Source organism: Pseudomonas sp. LFM046 (assembly GCF_000949385.2).
GTDB lineage: Bacteria > Pseudomonadota > Gammaproteobacteria > Pseudomonadales > Pseudomonadaceae > Metapseudomonas.
The window spans coordinates 3,763,253-3,785,935 of the sequence record NZ_JYKO02000001.1 but is presented as its reverse complement, the minus strand read 5'-3'; the positions used below and the strand labels follow the sequence as shown (position 1 = coordinate 3,785,935).

The following is a 22,683-nucleotide window of genomic DNA, read 5'->3' as shown; positions in this document are numbered from 1 at the left end:
GTGTCGAGGGCTTACTTGAGCCGGCGCTCGACGCCTTTCTCCACCAGGATCTTGGCGGAAATCTCTTCCACCGAGAAATGCGTGGAGTTGATGAAAGTGATGTTTTCGCGGCGGAACAGGTTCTCGACCTCGCGCACTTCAAACTCGCACTGGGCGAAGCTGGCGTAGCGGCTGTTGGGCTTGCGCTCGTTGCGGATCGCGGTGAGGCGGTCCGGGTCGATGGTCAGGCCGAACAGCTTGTCCTTGTGCTGCTTGAGGGCGGCGGGAAGCTGCAGGCGCTCCATGTCTTCCTCGGTCAGCGGATAATTTGCGGCACGAATTCCGTATTGCATTGCCATATACAGGCAGGTGGGCGTCTTGCCGCAGCGGGAGACGCCGACGAGGATCAGGTCGGCCTTGTCGTAGTAATGGGTGCGGGCGCCGTCGTCGTTGTCGAGGGCGAAGTTCACCGCCTCGATCCGCTCCATGTAATTGGAGTGCTGGCCGATGGAGTGGGATTTGCCGACCGAGTAGGAGGAGTGCGAGGTAAGTTCCTGTTCCAACGGCGAAAGGAAGGTGGAGAAGATGTCGATCATGAAGCCGTTGGAGGTGGCCAGGATGTCACGGATCTCCTGGTTCACGATGGTGTCGAAGATGATCGGGCGGGCGCCGTCTACCTCCGCAGCCTTATTGATTTGCTGTACCATGGCGCGCGCTTTTTCAACGCTGTCGATATAGGGCCGCGTGATCTTTTGGAAGGTAATGGTTTCGAACTGCGCCAGGAGGCTCTGGCCAAGGGTTTCCGCAGTGATGCCAGTACCGTCGGAGATGAAGAAAGCGGTGCGTTTCATTTGCGCCAAAGGCCTTAAGTCAGGAACGATTCTTGGCTATGATAGGCCGCGTTTTTCGCCAGGCCCGAGCCGGTCGGCATTGTGACGTATTTTTCTGGACCAAAGCCAGAACGCTGCGGAGTTGTTCCGCATGAGCTTTTCCAACAAATAGTGGAGAGATCACCTTGGTAGAGTACGTAGTTTCCCTCGATAAGCTCGGCGTTCACGATGTTGAGCATGTGGGGGGCAAGAACGCATCCCTGGGCGAGATGATCAGCAATCTGGCTGGCGCCGGTGTTTCCGTTCCCGGTGGTTTCGCCACTACTGCTCAGGCCTACCGTGACTTCCTCGAGCAGAGCGGCCTGAACGATCGTATCCACGCCGCCCTCGACAAGCTCGATGTGGATGACGTCAACGCCCTTGCCAAGACTGGCGCCGAAATCCGTAAGTGGGTGATGGACGCCGAGTTCCCAGCGCGCCTGGATGCCGAAATCCGCACTGCCTTCGCCGAACTGGCCAAGGGCAATGACAACCTGGCCGTGGCCGTGCGTTCCTCCGCCACCGCCGAAGACCTGCCCGACGCCTCCTTTGCCGGCCAGCAGGAAACCTTCCTTAACATCCGTGGCGTGGACAACGTGATCCGCGCTGCCAAAGAGGTGTTCGCCTCCCTGTTCAACGACCGTGCCATCGCCTACCGCGTGCACCAGGGCTTCGACCACAAGCTGGTCGCCCTGTCCGCCGGCGTGCAGCGCATGGTCCGCTCGGAAACCGGCACCGCCGGCGTGATGTTCACCCTGGACACCGAGTCCGGTTTCCGTGATGTCGTCTTCATCACTGCCGCCTACGGCCTCGGCGAGACCGTGGTACAGGGCGCTGTGAACCCCGACGAATTCTACGTGCACAAGGCCACCCTCGAGGCTGGCCGCCCCGCGATTCTGCGCCGCAACCTCGGCAGCAAGGCGATCAAGATGGTCTACGGCGAAGAAGCCAAGGCCGGCAAGTCGGTGAAGACCGTGGACGTGGATCGCGCCGACCGCGCCCGTTTCGCCCTGTCCGACGCCGAAGTCGCCGAACTGGCCAAGCAGGCCCTGATCATCGAGAAGCACTACGGTCGTCCGATGGACATCGAGTGGGCCAAGGACGGTGACGACGGCAAGCTGTACATCGTGCAGGCCCGTCCGGAAACCGTGAAGAGCCGCGCCAGCGCCACCGTGATGGAGCGCTACCTGCTGAAGGAAAAGGGCAAGGTTCTGGTAGAAGGCCGTGCCATTGGCCAACGCATCGGCGCCGGCCAGGTTCGCGTGATCCACGACGTTTCCGAGATGGACAAGGTCCAGCCGGGCGACGTGCTGGTCTCCGACATGACCGACCCGGACTGGGAGCCCGTGATGAAGCGCGCCAGCGCCATCGTCACCAACCGTGGTGGTCGTACCTGCCACGCCGCGATCATCGCCCGTGAGCTGGGCATCCCGGCTGTCGTCGGTTGCGGCAACGCCACCTCCGTCCTGCAGGATGGCCAGGGTGTGACCGTTTCCTGCGCCGAGGGCGACACCGGCTTCATCTTCGAGGGCCAACTGGGCTTCGACATCCGCACCAACTCCGTTGATGCAATGCCCGACCTGCCGTTCAAGATCATGATGAACGTCGGCAACCCGGACCGCGCCTTCGACTTCGCCCAACTGCCCAACGAGGGTGTGGGCCTGGCTCGCCTGGAATTCATCATCAACCGCATGATCGGCGTGCACCCGAAGGCGCTGTTGAACTTTGCCGGGCTGCCGGCCGAGATCAAGGAAAGCGTCGAGAAGCGCATCGCCGGCTACAACGATCCGGTGGGCTTCTACGTCGAGAAGCTGGTTGAAGGCATCAGCACCCTGGCCGCGGCCTTCTGGCCGAAAAAGGTCATCGTGCGCCTGTCGGACTTCAAGTCCAACGAATACGCCAACCTGATCGGCGGCAAGCTCTACGAGCCGGAAGAAGAGAACCCGATGCTCGGCTTCCGCGGTGCGTCCCGTTACATCAGCGAATCCTTCCGCGACTGCTTCGAGTTGGAATGCCGTGCGCTGAAGAAGGTCCGCAATGAAATGGGCCTGACCAACGTCGAGATCATGGTGCCCTTCGTGCGCACCCTGGGCGAAGCCTCCCAGGTGGTCGAGCTGCTGGCCAGCAACGGCCTGAAGCGCGGCGAGAATGGCCTGAAGGTCATCATGATGTGCGAGCTGCCCTCCAACGCCCTGCTGGCCGAGGAGTTCCTGGAGTTCTTCGACGGTTTCTCCATCGGCTCCAACGACCTGACCCAGCTGACCCTGGGCCTGGACCGCGATTCCGGTATCGTCGCCCACCTGTTCGACGAGCGTAATCCGGCCGTGAAGAAACTGCTGGCCAATGCCATTGCCGCCTGCAACAACGCTGGCAAGTACATCGGCATCTGCGGCCAGGGCCCGTCCGACCACCCGGATCTGGCCAAGTGGCTGATGGAGCAAGGCATCGAAAGCGTCTCCCTGAACCCTGACTCGGTGCTGGATACCTGGTTCTTCCTCGCGGAAGGTCAGGCCTGATCCTTCGTTGATCGAAACGAAAAGGGCGGGTTTGAAACCCGCCCTTTTTTGTGCAAGCAGCAATCATGCAGAGCAGTAGCGATCTCTTTCCCGTGGCGCTGATGAGCGCAGAACTTCGAGGCGACCTGACTGAGGATGTCTATCGCCTGAAGCCCGGCAACAGCCCGGACCCCAGTGTCGAGCTGGTCCTGACCCGACTCGGTCGTTTCGGCCACGAGGGGGCGCGCGGCGTGCCGGTCATCCTGGTCCACGGCAGTTTCTCCAATCGCCGTTTCTGGTATTCGCCCAAGGGGCTCGGCCTCGGGCCGCACCTTGCCCGAATCGGATTCGACGTGTGGATCGCCGAGATGCGTGGTCATGGCCTCTCGCCGCGCAACCAGCAGTATCGCCGCAATCGAGTGGCCGACTATGCGCGATACGACCTGCCGGTCATCGCGGCTTTCGTTCGTGAGCAGAACGGGCAGGTGCCTCACTGGATCGGCCATTCCCTCGGCGGCACCACCCTGGCTGCCGCCCTGGGTGGGCAGTACCTCGGCGAGGGCGATGTGGCTTCGGCGGCACTGTTCGGTAGCCAGATCAGCCGCATCTACTGGCCGCTCAAGGTGCCGCCGGTGGCGTGGAGCAGCCGCCTGCTGCTCAAGCGCTTCGGCGTGCTGTCCGGTTCCCGGCTCAAGCGTGGCCCTGAAGATGAGCCCATTGGCGTGGCGCTGGAAAGCCTGCGCTGGCACGGGCTGTTCGGGCGCTTCGGCGACGCCGAGCGGGACTGGTGGGCGGGTCTTTCGGACGTTCAGGTGCCGGTGTTGGCGGTGGCGGCGGCGGGTGACCAGCAGGACCCGGTCTGGGCATGCCGCAAGCTGGTGGAACAGGTGCCGACCGAGCATCGCCATTTCCTGCAACTCGCGAAGGACGAGGGATTCAGTGACGACTTCGGACATATCGAGATGCTGGTGAGCAAGGCGGCCGAGCGCGAGGTCTGGCCGCTGGTGGTCTACTGGCTGGAGCACCAGCGGCTGCCGGCTGCGACATCGACAGCCGAAGCGATGGCGCTCTAGGGCGGTTTCCAGTTTCGGGCCGCCGGGGGCTGTGCTAAAGATGGCGGGAATTGCGGGGCGGAGGCTCCATGTTCGTAGCGCTGGAACGACTGATCAACCTGCAGGACGGCTATCGAGGCACTTTTCAGGTCCAGGGCCGTCAATTATTACTGATCGTCGTTGATCAGCAACCGATCCTCATGGAAAATCGCTGTCCTCACCAGGGCGCGCCCCTGCACAACGCCACGCTCGACGGTGGCGCACTGCGTTGTTCACGGCATGGCATTGCGTTCGACCTGGCCAGTGGCCGACCGGTCAATGCCCCTTGCCCTCCGTTGCAGCGCCTAACGCTGGCCTACGACGGCGACCGCATCGGTCTCGATCTGTAACTGCTATCAAGGAGATGTCCATGCAATACGTTACCCCTGATCTGTGCGATGCCTATCCGGACCTGGTCCAGGTCGTCGAACCCATGTTCAGCAACTTCGGTGGTCGCGATTCCTTCGGTGGTGAGATCGTCACCATCAAGTGCTTCGAGGACAACTCCGTGGTCAAGGAGCAGGTCGATCTGCCCGGCAAGGGCAAGGTCCTGGTGGTGGATGGTGGCGGCTCCCTGCGCCGTGCCCTGCTGGGCGACATGCTGGCCGAGAAGGCCGCGAAGAATGGCTGGGAAGGCATCGTCGTCTATGGCTGCATCCGTGATGTCGATGTGATCGCCCAGACCGACCTCGGCGTCCAGGCCCTGGCCAGCCACCCGATGAAGACCGACAAGCGCGGCATCGGCGACCTGAACGTCGCGGTGACTTTCGGCGGCGTCACCTTCCGCCCGGGTGAGTACCTGTATGCCGACAACAACGGCATCATCATTTCGCCCAAGCCCCTGGAAATGCCGGCCTGACCCCTGGGAGCCCGGCGAAAGCCGGGCTCGATCGTTCAAGGAAAGCGAATGTTCGAGGAGCAGAACGCCGAGTGGGGGCTGGTGCATGCCTTCGTCCTGGACGGGCAGGGTGGCGCCGAGTCGATTTCCCGGGAGGCGCTGGCCGGCCTGGAGTTGAAGCCGGAACAGAGTCTCTGGCTGCACTGGGATCGCAGCCATCCCCTGGCGCGTCGCTGGCTGCGGGAGCAGAGCGGGTTGTCCGAGTTCACCTGCGATCTGCTGCTGGAAGAGAGTACCCGTCCGCGCATGCTGCCCATGCCGGAGGATCAACTGCTGCTATTCCTGCGTGGCGTGAACCTGAATCCGGGTGCGGTTCCCGAGGACATGGTTTCAGTGCGCATCTTCGCCTCGGCGCAGCGCATCATTTCCTTGCGCCTGCGGCCGCTGCACGCAACCGATGAACTGATCGAGCAGTGGGCCAAGGGCGGCGGGCCGAAGGTCGCATCCGAAGTAATGCTCTACCTGGCCGAGCACCTGACCGACAAGGTTGATTCGCTGGTGGCGGAGCTGACCGAGAAGATCGATGCGCAAGAAGAGCATCTGGACAACAGCGAGCGTTTCCGCCCGGACCATGACCTGATGTTGCAGGTTCGGCGTCGAGCCGCCGGCCTCAAGCGTTTCCTCGCGCCTCAGCGGGATATCTACGCGCAACTGGCACGCAGCCGGATGCCCTGGTTCGTCGAGGACGACGCCGACTACTGGAATGAGCTCAACAACCGGCTGACACGTTATCTGGAAGAGTTGGAGCTGATCCGCGAACGCATTGGCCTGGTGCTGGAAAGTGAAAGCCGTCGCCAGGGCGAGCGCACCAGTCGCACCATGTACCTGCTCGGCATCACCACCGGTTTCTTCCTGCCGCTGAGTTTCATCACCGGTCTGCTGGGCATGAACGTGCGGGGCATCCCCGGAGATGAAACGCCCTACGGCTTCATCCTGGCCTGCCTGTTGATTCTGGGGGTCGCGGGGTTTCAGCTCTGGCTTTTCCGTCGATTGCGTTGGCTTTGATGTGACCCGGCCAGCTCCAGCCACGTCTAGCCGACATATCCACGCGAGGTGCGCATGCACGATCCGTTCGAAGAATCCCTGCGGGACCTGCTAAAGGCTTCCCCGCTCTCCGACCACGATGACGACGCGACCTTGGGCCGGGTGCTCAAGACTGCCAATCGTCAGGTGGGCGCGGGGGATCTGTTCAACCTCATGGGGCACTGGCTCGAAGCCCTGATGATGGCCCTCAACAATGGCTCGCCCCACCTGGCGCCCGTGTCGCGCCGCAATGCTTCTGTCCGTTCTGCAGATAAGGCTGATTGAACATGGAATTCGACCCCTGGACCCAAGGACTCGTTAACGCCATGACCTCGGTGTGGACACCGGTGGCGGGCTTCATTCCGCGCCTATTCGGTGCGCTGGTGGTGGTGCTGCTGGGCTTCGTGGTGGCCAAGCTGCTGGACACCCTGCTGTCCAAGCTGCTGGCGAAGGTGGGGCTGGATCGCCTGATGGCGGGCACCGGCCTGACCAAGATGCTGGCCCGCGCGGGTATCCAGGTACCGGTTTCCACCCTGATCGGCAAGATCGTCTACTGGTTCGTGCTGCTGATCTTCCTGGTCTCTGCGGCCGAGTCCCTGGGCCTTGACCGCGTATCCGCCACCCTCGACGTGCTGGCCCTCTACCTGCCGAAAGTACTGGGTGCGGCGCTGGTGCTGCTGGCGGGCGTCCTGCTGGCACAGCTGGTCAGCGGCCTGGTGCGTGGCGCCGCCGAAGGGGTGGGGCTGGAGTATGCCCATGGCCTGGGGCGCATCGCCCAGGGCCTGGTGATCATCATCAGCATCTCCGTGGCCATCGGCCAGCTGGAGGTCAAGACCGAGCTGCTGAACAACGTCATCGCCATCGTGCTGATTTCCATCGGCCTGGCGGCGGCGCTGGCACTGGGCCTTGGCAGCCGCGAAATCGCCGGGCAGATCCTCGCCGGCATCTACGTACGAGAGCTCTATCAGGTCGGGCAACAAGTAAAGGTCGGCGATGTCGAAGGGCAGATCGAGGAAATCGGCACGGTGAAGACCCTGCTGCTTACCGAGGACGGTGAGCTGGTATCGGTGTCGAATCGTACTTTGCTCGATCAACGGGTAACCAGCCGCTAACACGACGGCTTTTCCCTGCTAATGTATGCCGCCAGACAGGGTGCGCGAACCCGCGCCCCCGGCGGCTTTTGACCTGACTGTCGGCCCGACCCGTTTTGAACAAGCCCCAATCGCTTTCCTTGCGTTATGACCCGCGCGAGCTCTCGGACGAGGAGCTGGTGGAGCGCGCGCATGTCGAGCTGTTCCATGTCACTCGCGCTTATGAAGAGTTGATGCGTCGCTATCAACGCACCTTGTTCAACGTCTGCGCCCGTTACTTAGGGAACGATCGCGACGCAGATGACGTCTGCCAGGAAGTGATGCTCAAGGTGCTCTATGGATTGAAGAACTTCGAAGGCAAGTCGAAGTTCAAGACCTGGCTCTACAGCATTACCTACAACGAGTGCATTACCCAATATCGGAAAGAGCGTCGAAAACGCCGATTGCTTGATGCGCTAAGTCTGGATCCTTTGGAGGAAGCTTCTGACGAGAAGGCCCCCAAGGTCGAGGAAAGAGGGGGTCTAGAGCGTTGGCTGGTCCATGTCAACCCCATTGACCGGGAAATTCTGGTGCTACGTTTTGTCGCAGAGCTGGAGTTCCAGGAGATCGCCGACATTATGCACATGGGCCTGAGCGCGACAAAAATGCGCTACAAACGTGCGCTGGATCGCTTGCGCGAAAAATTCTCGGGCCTCTCGGAAACTTAGTTCGGGAAAATTTATCTCTTTATGGGGCGGTACGTTCTGCTAGACTTGCCGCCCAAGTTGTCTGGAGATTGTTCGACAACTTACTGACCACCAAAGATGGGGATTTACGGATGAAACTGAAAAACACCTTAGGCGTAGCCGTTGGCTCTCTTGTTGCCGCCTTTTCGCTGAACGCGCTGGCTCAGGGCCAAGGCGCAGTTGAGGTGGAAGCTTTCGGTAAGCGTTACTTCACCGACAGTTCTCGCAATCTCGAGGACGGCAACCTGTACGGCGGCTCGGTAGGCTACTACCTGACCGACGACGTCTCCCTGGCTCTGTCGTACGGCGAATACCACGACATGACCTCCGAAGACTCCTTCGGCACCGACGGCCACAAAGACATCAAGGGCGGCCTGGCTTCCCTGGACGCCGTCTATCACTTCGGCACCCCGGGTGTTGGCCTGCGTCCTTACGTTTCTGCCGGCTTCGCCCATCAGAACATCAGCAACATCCCGGCGCGCACCGGTCGTGACCACAGCACCTTCGCCAACGTTGGTACCGGTCTGAAGTACTACTTCACCGAGAACTTCTTCGCCAAGGCGAGCGTTGACGGCATGTACAACATCGACGCCAACGAATCCGAGTGGATGGCTGGCGTAGGTGTGGGCGTGAACTTCGGCGGCTCCACCAAGCAGGCCGAGCCGGCTCCGGCTCCGGTTGCTGAAGTCTGCGCTGACAGCGACAACGACGGCGTTTGCGACAACGTCGACAAGTGCCCGGACACCCCGGCCAACGTCACCGTTGACGCTGATGGCTGCCCGGCTGTTGCCGAAGTCGTTCGCGTTGAGCTGGACGTGAAGTTCGACTTCGACAAGGCCAAGGTCAAAGAAGAAAGCTACGGCGACATCAAGAACCTGGCTGACTTCATGAACCAGTACCCGTCCACCAGCACCACCGTTGAAGGCCACACCGACTCCGTTGGTACCGACGCCTACAACCAGAAGCTGTCCGAGCGTCGTGCCAACGCCGTTCGCGAAGTGCTGGTCAACCAGTACGGTGTAGGTGGCGAGCGTGTTAACGCTGTTGGCTACGGCGAATCCCGCCCGGTTGCTGACAACGCCACTGCTGAAGGCCGCGCTGTTAACCGCCGCGTAGAAGCCGAAGTGGAAGCCCAGGCCAAGTAATTGGTTTGAGCATCAGGAGAAACCCGGCCTCGGCCGGGTTTTTCTTTGCCCGGAGAAAAGTGCCATAAAAAAGCCCGGCAACGCCGGGCAAGCACTACTTCGCAGGAGCGAAGAGAGGTCAGGCGCGTTGCGCCATCGGGAGGACTTCGGTTGCTGCGGCGACTTCGCCGACGACCAGGATGGCCGGGCTCTTCAGGGCAAAGGCCTGCGCGTCCGCCTGCATGCTTCCGAGCGTGCTTCGGCATTCGCGCTGATGGGGCAGGGAGGCGTTCTCGATCATCGCCACGGGCATTGCACCCGGCATGCCGCCGGCCAGCAGCCCTTCACGGATGTCCGACAGCTTGGCGACACCCATGTAGACCACCAGCGTTGTGCCGGACTGCGCCAGAGCCTGCCAGTTGAGGCTGCTGTCGTCCTGGGTGTGGGCGGTGACCAGGGTCACGCCGCGGCTGATGCCTCGTAGGGTGAGCGGGATGCCGCAGTTGGTGGCGCCGGCCAGACCGGCGGTGATGCCATTGACCAGCTCGCTTTCGATTCCGCGCGCAGCCAGCCATTCGGCTTCCTCGCCGCCTCGCCCGAAAATGCACGGGTCGCCACCTTTCAGTCGCACCACGCATTTGCCCTGGCGTGCATAGCGCAGCATCAGGCGATGAATGAATGCCTGGGGTGTGGAACGGCAACCGCCGCGCTTTCCGACCCGGATGATGCGTGCGGTGGGGCAGTGCTCCAGCACCGCCGGGTTCACAAGGTCGTCGATCATGACCACGTCCGCCTGATTCAGGGCTTTAACCGCTTTCAGGGTCAGGAGTTCAGGGTCACCGGGGCCCGCGCCCACCAGCCAGACTTTGCCGTTCATCGGGATTCTCCAGGGCGCAACGCGCGCCGCAACTTATTCAGGTCCAGGTCAATACGTCGTCGGAGGCCAGTTCGATCTGCCAGTCGTGCAGCGGGCAGGTGCCGGGCAAGTCGGGAGCCTGGTCCGGATTGGGCCCGTCACCGGCGCTGAACATTTCGATCCCCGCCACCTTGAGCCGGGTACCGGTACGCGTGCCCCGATAGCGGGCGAAGCCCAGCATGGCCAGGTGGTTGGCGCAGACCTTGGCCTGCTCCATCAGCGGCGCGACCAGCCCGTAGGAAACGCCACGGTGGTTGGCGCACTCCCCGATGGCGTAGATGCGCGGATCGTAGGTCTGCAGGGTGTCATCCACGAGGATGCCGTGCTTGCAGGGCAAGCCCGCCATCTCGGCCAGTTCGGTGTTGGGGCGGATGCCGGCGGCCATCACCACCAGGTCCGCGGTGATGACCTCGCCACCCGTCAGTTGCACGGCACAGACGCGGCCGTCGCCGTTGTCGACCAGCTCCTCGGTTGCGGTACCCAGGCGGAATCGGATGCCGCGTGCTTGCAAGGCGCGCAGCATCTTCTCGCCGGCAGGCTGGTCGAGCTGCTTTTCCAGCAACCAGTCCTCCAGATGCACCACGGTGACGTCCATGCCGCGCTGCTTGAGTCCGTTGGCTGCTTCCAGGCCCAGGAGGCCACCGCCGATGACCACGGCGTGACTGTGGGTGCGGGCGGTCTCGATCATGGCGTGGGTGCCGGCGATGTCGCGGTAGCCGATCACACCCTGAAGGCGGTTGCCGGGGATGGACAGGCGGCTCGGGGTGGAGCCGGTGGCGATCACCAGGCGGTCGTACTCCGCGGTGGTGCCGTCTTCGGCAATGACCTGGCGGCGCTTGCGGTCGATCTTCACCACCTTGCGACCCAGCAGCAGCTCGATGCCGTGTTCCGCGTACCAGGCCAGGTCGTTGAGGATGATCTCTTCGAAGGACTGCTCTCCCGCCAGTACGGGCGAGAGCAGGGTACGGTTGTAGTTCGGGTGGGGTTCTGCGCCGAACACCGTGATCTGGTAGTGGTCGGGCGCGAGGCGCAACAGCTCTTCGAGCGTACGTACCCCGGCCATGCCGTTTCCGATCATCACCAGCTTGGATTTCTTCATGCCGGAACACTCCTGCATCGATGTCGAACCAACAAAAAAGGCGTCCCGCTGTGACCAGCAGGACGCCTTTGTCCAAGTCCCGTTCGATCGGGAAAGTGCCGTCTCTTCGTTGAGGCGGACGCTTTTGTAGATTGTCGAAGCAGGTATTGCAGGCCCCGTGCCAATCCCGCAAGGCCTTGTCGTTTGCGGTTCTGCGACATGACCTCCGGGTCGCGCCGCACTTGCCTGGGGCGATTTGCCCCGTTCTGGTGCGTCAGCCGTGCAGCAGTAGCGCCAGCAACAGGACGTTGAACAGCAGGGAGAGCAGTGCCATGCCGCGCCAGACCCTCAGCGGTTCGCGCTCCAGCAGCGGCCTGGGCTTGGCGGTGAGGGCGCGGCGTTCGCCCACCTCAAGGGCCAGGAGCCACTCTTCCATGGTCTCGTAGCGTCCTGCCGGATCGGCGGCCACGGCGCGGGCCAGGCACTCATCCAGCCAGGTCGGCAGGTCGGGCCGGTAGCGGCTGGCCGGGGTCGGCGTGCCGAAGCGGGGATGTTGGAAGGCTTCCACTTCTCCGTGGGGGTAGTGCCCGGTCAGCAAGTGGTAGAGGGTCACGCCGGCGGCATAGAGATCCTGTTGCGGGCAGGGCGGCACGCCAGTGAAGGCTTCCGGGGCGATGTAGCTTGGCGTGCCGGGCAGGCTATGGGCTTCGTCCTGAGACAGGCCGGGGCAGTAGGCCAGGCCGAAGTCCAGCAGCCGCAGTTCGCCGTCGTCGCCCCAGAGCAGGTTCTCCGGCTTGATGTCGCGGTGCAGGATGTTGCGCCGGTGCAGCTGGCCCAGGGCCCTGAGTAGGCGCGGGGCGATGTCCAGCCATTGCGGCAGCGCCATCGGGCCGCTGAGCCGCAGGTGTTCGGCCAGGGTCTGCCCAGCGTATTCCCGCTGGACGTAATAGAGGTGCTGGCGCTGGGGCAGGGGATGGGCCTCGGGAAAATGACGCCCGGCCACCCGGCGCAGGAACCATTCTTCCAGCAACAGCGCCGGACCGGCGCCGGGCTCGTCGTGACGGCTGGCGGGAAGGGTCTTGAGCAGCCAGCGCCGCTCCTGGGCATCCCGTACTCGGTAGACCATGGACTGGCGGGACTCGGCCACCAGGCGCTCCACGTGCCAGCCTTCGAATGCCTGGCCTTCCTGCAGGCGAGGCGGCAGCGGCCAGTGGTCGAGCTGCGCCAGGGTATCCGCAAGGCCGGTTTCGGGCAGGTTGTCGACCCGTATCAGCAGTGCGCTGGCATTGTCCTGGCCACCTGCAAGATGTGCGGCGCTGACCAGGGCCTGGGCGGCGGCGCCGAGGTCCTGCTCGTCCTGGAGGATGCGCTGGATGCCATGGTCACCGAGCACCGCCCAGACGCCATCGCTGACCAGCACGAATCCTTCGCGCGCCTGTAGCTCGCCGTCGAGGTAATCCACCACCAGATGCTGGTCCAGGCCGAGGGCGCGCTTGAGCACGTGCTGCATACCGGGCTGTTCCCAGACATGGTCCTCGCTGAGGCGGACCAACTGGCTGCCGGTCCAGCGGTAGGCGCGGCAGTCGCCGACGTGGGCGAGGGTATAGCGACGTCCGCGCAGGACCAGCGCGGTCAGCGTGGTCAGCAGCGGTTGGCCGCCGCCGTTGGCCTGGAGCCAGCGGTTGTGGGCCACCAGCAGGCGATCGAGGGATTGGGCCACGGCCCAGGTCTCGGGGGTGGAGTAGTAGTCCAGCGCCAGGGCCTGCAAGGTCGCGCGTGCCGCCAGGCCTCCGTCGGCGCATTGGCTGACGCCGTCGGCCAGGGCGAAGAGGTAGCCCTTGCTCGCGGCCAGGGCCGGAGCCGGCGTCACCACCCGCAGGGCGTCCTGGTTCTCGGCGCGGGGACCGGTGGCGCTGGCTTCGCCGAAGCTGAGTTGCAAGGTCATCGGGGCGTGGGTCCTCTATGGCAAAAGGAGCGCGAGGCGCTCCTTGTCGATCATTGCCTGGTTTCAGACGCGGGCAGCGGTGACGGCGGCCGAACCCCAGGTGGTGCGCCAGCGCTGCTTGACGCCGTAGAGGCCGAACCATGCCACGACGCCCAGGCTGGCGAACAACCAGAGGCCCAATTGGTAGTCGCCGGTATGCTGCTTGATGGCGCCGAGTCCGGCGGTCAGGCAGAAGCCGCCGATGCCGCCGGCCATGCCGATCAGGCCGGTCATTACGCCGATTTCCTTGTGGAAGCGCTGCGGCACCAGTTGGAACACCGCACCATTGCCTGCGCCCAGGCTCAGCATGGCCACCACGAACAGGGCCAGTGCCAGGGTGGGGCTGGAGATATGGAAGCCTACGGCAGCGATGCAGATGGACGCTGCGGTGTAGACGGCCAACAGGGTGCGGATGCCGCCGACGCGGTCGGCGAAGGCGCCGCCCAGGGGGCGCATCAGGCTGCCGGCGAAGACGCAGGCGGCGGTGTAGTAGCCAGCGGTCACCGGGGCCAGGCCGTACTGGTCGTGGAAGTAGCCGGGCAGGGTGCTGGCCAGGCCGAGGAAGCCACCGAACGTCACGCTGTAGAACAGCATGAACCACCAGCTATCACGGTCGCCAAGGGCCTTGAGGTAGTCGCCGAGCGCCTTGGGTGCCGGACGGTTGGGCGCATTGCGGGCAGCCAGGAAGAAGATCGCCAGGGTCAGTACCAGCGGGATCAGTGCCAGGCCGAAGACATTGTTCCAGCCGTAGAGAGAGGCCAGGCCCGGAGCGAACAGGGCGGCCAGTACGGTGCCGGAATTGCCGGCGCCGGCAATGCCCATGGCCTTGCCCTGGTGCTGCGGCGGATACCACTGGGACGCCAAGGGCAGGGCCACAGCGAAGGAGGCGCCGGCGAAGCCGAGGAAGAGGCCGAGCAGCAAGGCCTGCTCGTAGGTACGGACACCCACCTGCCAGGCGACGAAGAGCGCGCTGATTACCACCACCTGGCCAACCAGGCCAGCGGTCCTGGGGGACGTGCGGTCGGCCAGCATACCCATGAGGAAGCGCAGCACGGCACCGGCGAGAATCGGCGTGGCCACCATCATGGCGCGTTGCTGGGTGCTGAGTTGAAGGTCGGCGGCGATCTGTACGCCCAGTGGGCCGAGGACGTACCAGACCATGAAGCTCAGGTCGAAATAGAGGAAGGCGGAGAACAGGGTGGGAGTGTGGCCGGCTTTCCAGAAACTCGTTGTCATCGAACACCTCATCTGCATGTAGGGGCCGGGATGCGCGACCGCCGTGATCGTGGGCACGGCGGTCGCACATCCCGGTAAAACGTCGCGCTTATGGCGCTTCGTCCTGCGGCCTGGGCCGCAGCGGGATTGAGTGAGCTGCAAGCGAACGTCCGGATCCCGGCCCGTCCACCGCCCCGTTACCGGGGCCGGAACGAAAAAGGCGCCGCACCACTGCCCGCATTGCTGGGGAGTGACGCGACGCCTTTGTCGTGTAGTAGGGCAACCGCCGTTGGCTACCGCTGCGTGAAGCAGAGCAAGAGCCGGGCCAATCTTTGAAGTGCCTGTTCTAGAGCGGCCCCTCGCGGTTCTACGAAATTTCTGACTGATTCAAAAGAGGGCGGTGGGCCGCCCGTTGCACCGAGTTGAGGCCGCGATGGCTCAGTCCAGCCAGTTCACCCTGGGGAAGGTTTTGCGGAAGCTCTCTGGCATGGGAACCACGCGGGACTCCCGGTAGTTGAAGAAGACGAAGCCGGATTTGGCCATGGCCACCAGCTTGTCGTCGGCCGGGCGACTGATGCGGAAAGTGATATCGCCGCCGTACTTGTTGAAATCCATCACCCCCACTTCGAACTGCAACTGGTCGCGGGCGTGGGCTTCGGCCCTGTAGGTGGTGGCCAGATCGGTGACGATGATTCCGGTGCCGTCCTCCGCGGTTTCGCTGATGCCGAACTCGAAGAGGAAGCGGGCCCGGGCCTCCGAGATCATGGAGATCATCGAGTCATTGCCCAGGTGGTTGGCCCCGTTGATATCGGTGACGCGTACGGTCAGGTGAGTGGAGTAGCAGTACTGGTCTTCCGGGAAATTCAGGGTCAGGCGGGCCATAGGACCTCGGGAGTAGAAGCGGCAAGGTGCCGATTCTACGTCCGTCGGGCCGGATTGCTCGGCATTTCCGTGCTGAATATCAGCGGTGCAGGCTGTTCAGCCAGTAGAAGGTGACGCGGCCGCCTTCAGTGTCGCTGCCATAGTTGTCCTGGATATAGGCGCCGGCCTTGAAGTAGAGCAGCTGTGGACCCCAGTAACCGCTGAGCTCGCGGTAGAGGCCGCCGTCATCGCCGTTGCTGGTGATGGTGATACCCAGCTTGCCGCTGGGGGTGATGCGCAGGTCATAGCCGAAGCGTTCGCCCAGGTCGACGTGCTGCGCGAGGAGGATGTTCTCCACTTCGGAATCGCCCGGGCGCTTGCGCACTAGCGCCTCGATCCGGCCATTGCCGCGCAGGTAGTGGTACTGGATCTTGATCAGTGGGTCGTTGTAGCTCCCGGGCTGGTCCTTGCTGTGGATCTGGCCGACGACGACCTTGCCTTCGCTCGGCACCTTCTCCACCGAGAGAACAGCGCTGAGGTAGTTGTCCGCACTGCTGTAATGCCAGTAGCTGAGGGTGCCGTCGGCCTGGGTTTCCCGCAGCTCCGTGCGTGGATAGCGGGAGTCTTCCGTGCGGGCCCCCTTTACGGGTACCCAGAACGTGATGCTGCCATCGCTATTGCGCCGGAAATACTGGCTTTCATAACCGTTGTTGAGACGGTCGGTGGTAATGAGGGTATTGGACGTGGTGGCTGGGACCGTGAGGTTCCAGGTGGTGAGGTCGATCACTGAATGTCCTTACTGCTGGATGGTATGGGGCAGCAGTTCGTACATGCAGACGACGGAAAAGTTCCAATTCGACTGACGGGAGGAGGGGGGAGAAACTTGGACTTTAGTGCCTGGTAGAGGCAGGGGCGGGGTGGGGGATCTGGCGAAGCGCGGGGGATATATTTAATTGGGAAGTTTACGAATTAACTTCCGAGACTTTCCTGAAAGATGCTTTGTTGAAACTGGGCATCCCTGCCCAGTCATCTCTTACCACGAGGCGAGTGCGGGGTTCACTCGGGAAGGAGTGATGTTTTCAGCACGGTTGCTTGCCCACTTCACCAGCAGCGTCATCGCGACGAAGCCAAGGCAGATGAACAGCGGGTAAGCGAACATGATTTCGCCAAGGGAGTATTTCCAGCTGAGCGGACGAGCGATGCCCAGCATGGCTCCGTAGAACCAGGAAACTCCGGAGACGACGCCCGAGAATACCGCAAGGGTACGGGCATTGGCTTCCATCTTGACCAGGGTGCCGGCCTTTTTGATGGCAGGCAGCACTGCACTATGCAGCAGGTAGCCATTGATGGTGAGCAGTACTACGACCAGGACTTTGGCCTGGAGTTTGGGGTTGAGGAAGTACACCGCGCCTTTGACAGAGTAGTCCAGCAGAATGATACCTATCCCTGTTACCCAGAGTGCCGCCAGAGCAAGCAGTACAGTAGTCTTCAGAGTATCAAGATGGGTTTTGTCGCTGTGAGTTTCGTCTTCCTTGCCAGTGATCATTTGCTTGATCATGGCATAGTCGCTGGTCAGGACCAGGCCGATAGCCACGCAGCAAGCGATCAGGTGGGCATAGACGACACCCATGCGCATTAATTCCATGGTTGCTTCCTGTTTAAACAGGGAAGTAATTAGATGATACAGCTCCATGGTTGACCTCTTGTTTTACAAAGTAAGTTGGTGTGCTGATGCAGTTCGGGCACCGATATGTATTTTAATATTTACTCGTTGGTCTTTTCGGACAGCGAGTGGCCGTCATGTTGTTTTTCAAGCTCTAATTCTTTTCATGTCTTCATAGGCACTCCTCCTTTTCTAGAGGCAAAGAAATCACCTGCACGTAAACTCGTGCGCTGGGAATCTCTCCGGACTCAAGGGGAAAAGACATGTGCGCCATTTCGAAGGTCGTGGACCAGAAATGGCGCGATACACTCAGGCTTTCATCAGAGTGATCATACCCCGGTTTTGTTCAAAAAATGATCGGAAAGCCGACGAGCGGCTGTGACCAGCGGGGCGTTTGGAGTCGCTGAAAAGGCAAGGAAACCTTGCCGGGCGGGCGTTTCAGGAAAGTTCAGCGGGATGTGCGTCCCCTGTGACCAGGGGACGCGAAACGGCGTCAGGCCTTGCTCGATTTCCGGGTTTTGGGGGGAGTCGGCTGTTCGATGAGGCCATCGGCGCGGAACATTCCCTTGATGCCGCGGACGGCCTGGCGGATGCGGTCCTGGTTCTCGATCAGGGCGAATCGCACATGGTCATCGCCGTAGTCGCCGAAGCCCAGGCCTGGCGAGACGCAGACCTTCGCTTCGGCCAGCAGCTTCTTGGCAAATTCCAGAGAACCCAGGTGTGCGTAAGGCTCCGGGATCTTCGCCCAGACGTACATGGAGGCCTTGGGGTTCTCCACCATCCAGCCAAGTTCATGCAGCCCCTTCACCAGCACATTGCGGCGTTGACGGTACTGCTCGGCGATATCCAGTACGCACTGCTGGTCGCCTTCCAGGGCGGCGATGGCTGCCACCTGCAGCGGGGTGAAGGTGCCGTAGTCGTGGTAGCTCTTGATCCGCGCCAGGGCACTGACCAGCTCCGGATTACCAACCATGAAGCCGATTCGCCAGCCGGCCATGTTGTAGCTCTTGGACAGGGTGAAGAACTCCACCGCGATGTCCTTGGCGCCGGGCACCTGCATGATCGAAGGGGCCTTCCAGCCGTCGTAGACGATGTCGGCGTAGGCCAGGTCGTGCACCACGAGCACTTCGTACTGTTTGGCGAGGGCCACTACGCGCTCGAAGAAGTCCAGCTCCACGCACTGGGCGGTGGGGTTGGAGGGGAAGCCGATGATCATCATCTTCGGCTTCGGAATGCTTTCGCGGATCGCCCGCTCCAGTTCGGCGAAGAAGTCCACACCGGGCACTAGCGGTACCGAACGCACCTGCGCACCGGCGATCACCGCACCGTAGATGTGGATGGGGTAGCTGGGGTTGGGGACCAGCACCGTGTCGCCGTGGTCGAGGGTGGCGAGCATCAGGTGTGCCAGGCCTTCCTTGGAGCCGATGGTGACGATGGCTTCGGTTTCAGGATCGATCTCCACTTCGTAGCGGTCCTTGTACCAGCGCGAGATGGCGCGGCGCAGGCGCGGAATACCGCGGGAAGTGGAGTATCCGTGGGTGTCTTCGCGTTGGGCGACCTGCACGAGCTTTTCGACGATGTGCGGCGGAGTCGCGCCATCGGGGTTGCCCATGGAGAAGTCGATGATGTCCTCGCCACGACGGCGCGCGGCCATCTTGAGTTCGGCGGTGATGTTGAAGACGTAGGGGGGGAGACGATCGATGCGCGCAAAACGGCGCTTGGCGTTCTCTGCCATGTTTTCCTCGGATACGTAAGCGCCCGGAACCGTCCGAGCGACGTGGGCCACGTGGCGTGGCCAGGGGCGACAATAAAGCGCCGTGACGTGCCCTGTCTAGAGCCGCTGTTGTGCTTTCAGGCGCAGCAGCAGGTCGGCCAGGATGCGGATATCGGCGTCGGTGGTGCGCCAGGAACTGACGCTGAGGCGGAATGCGGGGCGTCCCTGCCAGAGCGTCGGGCCGAACCAGACTTCTCCCGAGGCTTGCGCCGCCACGCGGATGGCCACCGTCTGGGCGTCCGAGTCGGCGCGGACCAGCACCTGGTTCAGCACCACACGATTGAGCACCTCGAAACCGCCCTGGCGCAGGGCATTGGCCAGTTCGCCGGCCTGGCGGATATGGCGGTCGATCAGCTCGCACAGGCCGTCCCGTCCGAGGCTCGCCAGGGCCGCCCAGACGGCGACGCCACGGGCGCGGCGGGAGAATTCCAGGGTGAGATTCTTCTGCGCATCGCGGCTGGCGGTGGCGTAGGCAGCGTCGCTGTTCATCGCCGTGGCCAGGGCCTCGGCGTCGCGGCAGATGGCCATGGCGCTGTCGTAGGGGGTGTTGAGCCACTTGTGGCCGTCGGTGGTCCAGCTGTCCGCCTGCTCCACGCCGTCGGCCAGGTGGGCGGAAGAGGAAGCGCGAGCCCAGAGTCCGAAGGCACCGTCGACATGGACCCAGGCCCCCGCAGCGCGCGCCCGTGGAATCAGCTCGGCGAAGCGGTCGAACTCGCCGGTGTTGACCTCGCCGGCCTGGAGGATCAGCAACGTCCGCTCGTCCAGGGTTGGCAGTTGCTCAGGGTCAATACGGCCCCGGTCGTCCACCTTGGCGTAGAGCAGGCGATTCATGCCGAAGCCGAGGATGCGCAGGGCCTTCTTCACGGTGATATGGGCGGTTTCAGAGAGCACCACGCGTAACTCCGGGGCGCCCATCAGGCCGTCGCCATCGAAATCCCAGCCCAAGCGCGCCAGCAGTGCACGGCGGGCGGCAGAGAGGCAGGCGAGGGTGCAGGCGGTGGCGCTGGTGCCAAAACCTACCGCGCTGTCGGCGGGCAGTCCCAGGGCCTGGCAGACCCAGCGGCCGGCGACCTTTTCCAGGCGGTCTGCGGCGGGCGAGTTGTCGAACGAGGAAGCGCACTGGTCCCAGGCCAGCACCAGGCGCTCGGCGGCGGCCGCTGCGGGCAGGGTGGCGCCGATGACGAAGCCGAAGTAGCGCGGGCCGTTGCTGGCCACGGTGGCTGGGGAGCCGATTTCATCAAGCTCGCGCAGCACATCAATGGCCGCCTTGCCGCTACTGGGCAGCGGCTGGTCGAAGGCTTCCAGGGCGGCGATGGCGCGGGAGTCAGGGAACACGCGGCGGGAGGGGATGCCGTCGAAATAGGCGAGGGCGCGTTGGTCGGCCTCGTGCAGCAGGGCGCGTTCGTTCATGGTCCGGGCTCGTGTGGGGTGGAGCTCATACGCTAGCCGGGAGTGGAGAGGCGCGGCAGATACAGGCTGCGACGAAGGCAGGCATAACAGTGCTTTGCGAGATGGCTTCTGAGCCGGTACAGCGGGGGTGGCGGGCGGTACAGTTGCCCGCCACCGACAGGGTTCAGTGACCGAGCATGTCGTGCATTGCGATGATCTGCTCGGCCACCTGAATCAGCTTCTGCTGGCGGCTCATGGCCTGGCGCCGCATCAGGGTGTAGGCCTCTTCCTCGTTACAGTTCTTCATCTTCATCAGCAGGCCTTTGGCCAGTTCGATGCGCTTGCGCTCGGCCAGTTGCTGGTCGCGGGCGCTGAGCTGGGCGCGCAGGGCTTGATCGCTCTCGAAGCGCGCCATGGCGACGTCGAGGATCGGTTGCAGGCGCTCGGCCTGGATGCCTTCGACGATGTAGGCGCTGACGCCGGCCTCGATGGCCCGGCGCATCACCTTGGGGTCGTGCTCGTCGGTGAACATCACGATGGGGCGGGGCTGGTCGCGGGTGACCAGGACTACCTGTTCCATCACGTCACGGCTCGGGGATTCGGTATCGATCAGTACTACGTCCGGGCGGATAGCTTCGACACGGGCGGGCAGGTCGATGGTCAGGCCGGATTCGTCGATCACCTCGAAGCCGGCCTCCACCAGGGCGGCTTTGAGGCGGCCGACTTTCCTGGCGGTGTCGTTGATCAGCAGGATACGCAGCATGGCGGTCGTCCCTAACGGCTACAGGGCAATGGCGCGGACGTTGCCGGCCATCGAGTGGATCGGGAAGCTGCGTGCATACCCGGCCGGATCGCTGCCGTCCCAGGTGCGGCCGTCAATCAGGGTGGCGCTGCGCGCCAGGTCCGGCACGCTGATGTCAAGGGCCTCGGCGGCTTGCCGGTAGGTGTCGAGGCATTGCACACGCCGGGCGACTTCCAGGTAGTCCGGGTCGTCCCGCAGCAATCCCCAGCGGCGGAACTGGGTCATGAACCAGATGCCATCGGAGAGATAGGGCATGTTCACCCGGCCGTCGTCGAAGAAACGCAGCGGGTGTGCGTCCTCCCAGGCATTGCCGAGGCCGTCCTGGTAGTGGCCGAGGAAGCGCGGTTCCACAGCCGAGAGCGGTGCGTCCACATAGTCGCTGCCGCTGATCAGGTGAGCGGTGCTGCGACGGTTTTCCAGGCTGGCTTCAATGAAGCGGCTGGCCTCCAGAACAGCCATGGTCAGGGCACGGGCGGTGTTCGGGTACCGCTCGACGAATTCGCGGGTCACGCCGAGCACCTTTTCCGGGTGGTCCGCCCAGATCATCTGGCTGGTGGCCAGGGTAAAGCCCTGCTGCTGGTCCACCGCCAGCGCGCCCCAGGGGCCGCCGGCACAGAATCCGTCGATGCGGGCCGCCTTGAGGTGGGCGACCATCTGCGAGGGCGGTACCACGACGGTGTCCACATCGCGCAGCGGGTGGATGCCGTGAGCCGCCAGCCAGTAGTTCAGCCACATGGCATGGGTGCCGGTGGGAAAGGTCTGTGCGAAGGTCAGCCGTGCACCGCCGTGGCGCACATGACGGACCAGTGCCTCGGAACTGGTCACGCCAATGCGCTTGAGTGGCTCGGACAGATTGATGGCCTGGCCGTTCTGGCACAGGCCCATGAGGATGGCCATTTCCGCGCTGGGGCCGCCAATGCCCAGTTCTATGCCGTAGACCTGGCCGTAGAGGGCCTGGGCAGCGTCCAGTTCGCCGGAGAGCAGTTTGTCCCGCAGGGTGGCCCAGGAGGATTGGCGCCTGAGGTTCAAGGTCAGGCCATAAGGCTGGGCGAACCCCTGGGTGGCAGCAACGATCAGGGAGGCTGAGTCGGTCAGGGGCATGAAGCCCAGGTTGAGCATGCACTTCTCCGGTGCATCGCTGCCGCTGACCCAGGCCAGGCTGTCTGTACGCGTGGTGTTCTGCTTGTCCGTCATCGTGGTTGGCCGCCTATCTGCAAAATGGCGCCGATCCGGTGCGGCCATGGGCCGGCCGGTATCGACGCCATCGTCATCAGCCCGCTCCGTCGTTGGAGTGAGACTCGTCGGGGCGGATCTAGCAAGCGATATGCCAGCGACCAAAAAAAGGAGCCCCGCCAGGGGCGGGGCAAGGGTTCGAGGTCGGAGCTACCTCAACGTTCGATGATCTGTTTTACCTGAGCTTGCGGGATCTCCTGGACGCGGCCTTCGTGGTCTTCGAACTCGAGCATGCCGGTGTCGTCGTCGAGTTCAGGCTTCTCATCGGTGGCGATGATCTGGCCGTCGACCGTGGCAATCAGGTATTCGCTGGAGCAACCGGCCAAGCCCAGGGTGCAGAGGAGAGTCAGGAACCAAGTCTTCACATCGGTGCCCTCTTCGTAGCGGCCTATATGTGGAACATAGCTTCTGGCAGGGCGGCTGCAAGTTGGCCCGATGGGCGTGCTCAGGAACTGTGCGGGGGTTGGCGAATG

General features: G+C 63.2%; 21 protein-coding genes and 2 pseudogenes. 9 read left to right on the top strand and 14 right to left on the bottom strand.

Annotated features, from left to right (window positions below; all coding sequences use genetic code 11):
• Positions 1-11 precede the first annotated feature (11 nt).
• Together TQ98_RS17440 and TQ98_RS28165 are read right to left on the bottom strand one after the other, a co-directional pair.
• Positions 12-830 carry a pyruvate, water dikinase regulatory protein gene (locus TQ98_RS17440; protein ID WP_044870172.1) on the bottom strand — a complete coding sequence of 273 codons (819 nt, stop codon included), beginning with the start codon at positions 828-830 and terminating at the stop codon, positions 12-14.
• A 36-nt stretch (positions 831-866) separates the two neighbouring features.
• A pseudogene (locus TQ98_RS28165) lies at positions 867-1,048 on the bottom strand (hypothetical protein).
• On the opposite strand from TQ98_RS28165, the gene ppsA reads away from it, so the two are divergent.
• The 9 genes from ppsA to TQ98_RS17395 all read left to right on the top strand — a co-directional run bounded on the left by ppsA (position 995) and on the right by TQ98_RS17395 (position 9,316).
• Positions 995-3,364: a phosphoenolpyruvate synthase gene (gene ppsA / locus TQ98_RS17435; RefSeq protein WP_103102995.1), complete on the top strand. Its 2,370-nt coding sequence runs from the start codon at positions 995-997 to the stop codon at positions 3,362-3,364. The pseudogene TQ98_RS28165 and the gene ppsA sit on opposite strands and share 54 nt — an antisense overlap.
• Before the next feature lie 65 nt (positions 3,365-3,429).
• On the top strand, positions 3,430-4,416 hold the full coding sequence (locus TQ98_RS17430) for an alpha/beta fold hydrolase (protein WP_044870169.1): 987 nt from the start codon (positions 3,430-3,432) through the stop codon (positions 4,414-4,416).
• A 68-nt stretch (positions 4,417-4,484) separates the two neighbouring features.
• The gene (locus TQ98_RS17425) at positions 4,485-4,784 is read left to right on the top strand and encodes a Rieske (2Fe-2S) protein (RefSeq protein ID WP_044870168.1); all 300 of its coding nucleotides are present in this window, start codon (positions 4,485-4,487) and stop codon (positions 4,782-4,784) included.
• Positions 4,785-4,804: 20 nt separating this feature from the next.
• Positions 4,805-5,293: a ribonuclease E activity regulator RraA gene (gene rraA / locus TQ98_RS17420; RefSeq protein WP_044870167.1), complete on the top strand. Its 489-nt coding sequence runs from the start codon at positions 4,805-4,807 to the stop codon at positions 5,291-5,293.
• A gap of 48 nt (positions 5,294-5,341) precedes the next feature.
• Complete coding sequence (locus TQ98_RS17415; protein WP_044870166.1) at positions 5,342-6,337, top strand: zinc transporter ZntB; 996 nt, start codon at positions 5,342-5,344, stop codon at positions 6,335-6,337.
• A gap of 48 nt (positions 6,338-6,385) precedes the next feature.
• The gene (locus TQ98_RS17410) at positions 6,386-6,640 is read left to right on the top strand and encodes a CrfX protein (protein ID WP_177410179.1); all 255 of its coding nucleotides are present in this window, start codon (positions 6,386-6,388) and stop codon (positions 6,638-6,640) included.
• Positions 6,641-6,642: 2 nt separating this feature from the next.
• Entirely contained in the window at positions 6,643-7,467 is an 825-nt protein-coding gene (locus TQ98_RS17405; protein WP_044870164.1) for a mechanosensitive ion channel domain-containing protein, read from the top strand.
• Between the two features lie 95 nt (positions 7,468-7,562).
• Positions 7,563-8,153, top strand: a complete 591-nt coding sequence (gene sigX / locus TQ98_RS17400; RefSeq protein WP_044870163.1) for an RNA polymerase sigma factor SigX — start codon at positions 7,563-7,565, stop codon at positions 8,151-8,153.
• A gap of 110 nt (positions 8,154-8,263) precedes the next feature.
• Positions 8,264-9,316, top strand: coding sequence for an OmpA family protein (locus tag TQ98_RS17395; RefSeq protein WP_044870162.1), 1,053 nt, complete (start codon positions 8,264-8,266; stop codon positions 9,314-9,316).
• A gap of 118 nt (positions 9,317-9,434) precedes the next feature.
• Here the strand turns inward: TQ98_RS17395 and cobA are convergent, their stop codons facing one another.
• The 12 genes and pseudogenes from cobA to TQ98_RS17335 form a co-directional block, all read right to left on the bottom strand.
• Positions 9,435-10,172 (bottom strand): uroporphyrinogen-III C-methyltransferase, encoded by a 738-nt coding sequence (cobA, locus tag TQ98_RS17390; RefSeq protein ID WP_044870161.1) that lies wholly within the window; start codon positions 10,170-10,172, stop codon positions 9,435-9,437.
• A gap of 136 nt (positions 10,173-10,308) precedes the next feature.
• Positions 10,309-11,310 (bottom strand): annotated as a pseudogene (locus TQ98_RS17385) (FAD-dependent oxidoreductase); the annotation flags it as partial.
• 253 nt (positions 11,311-11,563) lie between these two features.
• Positions 11,564-13,234 carry a bifunctional protein-serine/threonine kinase/phosphatase gene (locus TQ98_RS17380; protein WP_044870160.1) on the bottom strand — a complete coding sequence of 557 codons (1,671 nt, stop codon included), beginning with the start codon at positions 13,232-13,234 and terminating at the stop codon, positions 11,564-11,566.
• A 63-nt stretch (positions 13,235-13,297) separates the two neighbouring features.
• Positions 13,298-14,509, bottom strand: a complete 1,212-nt coding sequence (locus TQ98_RS17375; RefSeq protein WP_044870159.1) for a nitrate/nitrite transporter — start codon at positions 14,507-14,509, stop codon at positions 13,298-13,300.
• Positions 14,510-14,926: 417 nt separating this feature from the next.
• Positions 14,927-15,370, bottom strand: coding sequence for a thioesterase family protein (locus tag TQ98_RS17370; RefSeq protein WP_044870158.1), 444 nt, complete (start codon positions 15,368-15,370; stop codon positions 14,927-14,929).
• Positions 15,371-15,449: 79 nt separating this feature from the next.
• The gene (locus tag TQ98_RS17365) at positions 15,450-16,136 is read right to left on the bottom strand and encodes a polysaccharide lyase family 7 protein (protein ID WP_044870157.1); all 687 of its coding nucleotides are present in this window, start codon (positions 16,134-16,136) and stop codon (positions 15,450-15,452) included.
• Between the two features lie 246 nt (positions 16,137-16,382).
• Entirely contained in the window at positions 16,383-17,042 is a 660-nt protein-coding gene (locus TQ98_RS17360; RefSeq protein ID WP_044870156.1) for a hypothetical protein, read from the bottom strand.
• Between the two features lie 463 nt (positions 17,043-17,505).
• Entirely contained in the window at positions 17,506-18,747 is a 1,242-nt protein-coding gene (alaC, locus tag TQ98_RS17355) for an alanine transaminase (protein ID WP_044870155.1), read from the bottom strand.
• Positions 18,748-18,843: 96 nt separating this feature from the next.
• On the bottom strand, positions 18,844-20,196 hold the full coding sequence (locus TQ98_RS17350) for a pyridoxal-dependent decarboxylase (RefSeq protein ID WP_044870154.1): 1,353 nt from the start codon (positions 20,194-20,196) through the stop codon (positions 18,844-18,846).
• A 163-nt stretch (positions 20,197-20,359) separates the two neighbouring features.
• Complete coding sequence (locus TQ98_RS17345; protein ID WP_044870153.1) at positions 20,360-20,938, bottom strand: ANTAR domain-containing response regulator; 579 nt, start codon at positions 20,936-20,938, stop codon at positions 20,360-20,362.
• An 18-nt stretch (positions 20,939-20,956) separates the two neighbouring features.
• Positions 20,957-22,171, bottom strand: coding sequence for a CmpA/NrtA family ABC transporter substrate-binding protein (locus TQ98_RS17340; protein ID WP_044870152.1), 1,215 nt, complete (start codon positions 22,169-22,171; stop codon positions 20,957-20,959).
• A gap of 194 nt (positions 22,172-22,365) precedes the next feature.
• Positions 22,366-22,575 (bottom strand): YgdI/YgdR family lipoprotein, encoded by a 210-nt coding sequence (locus TQ98_RS17335; protein WP_044870151.1) that lies wholly within the window; start codon positions 22,573-22,575, stop codon positions 22,366-22,368.
• Positions 22,576-22,683: the final 108 nt, after the last annotated feature.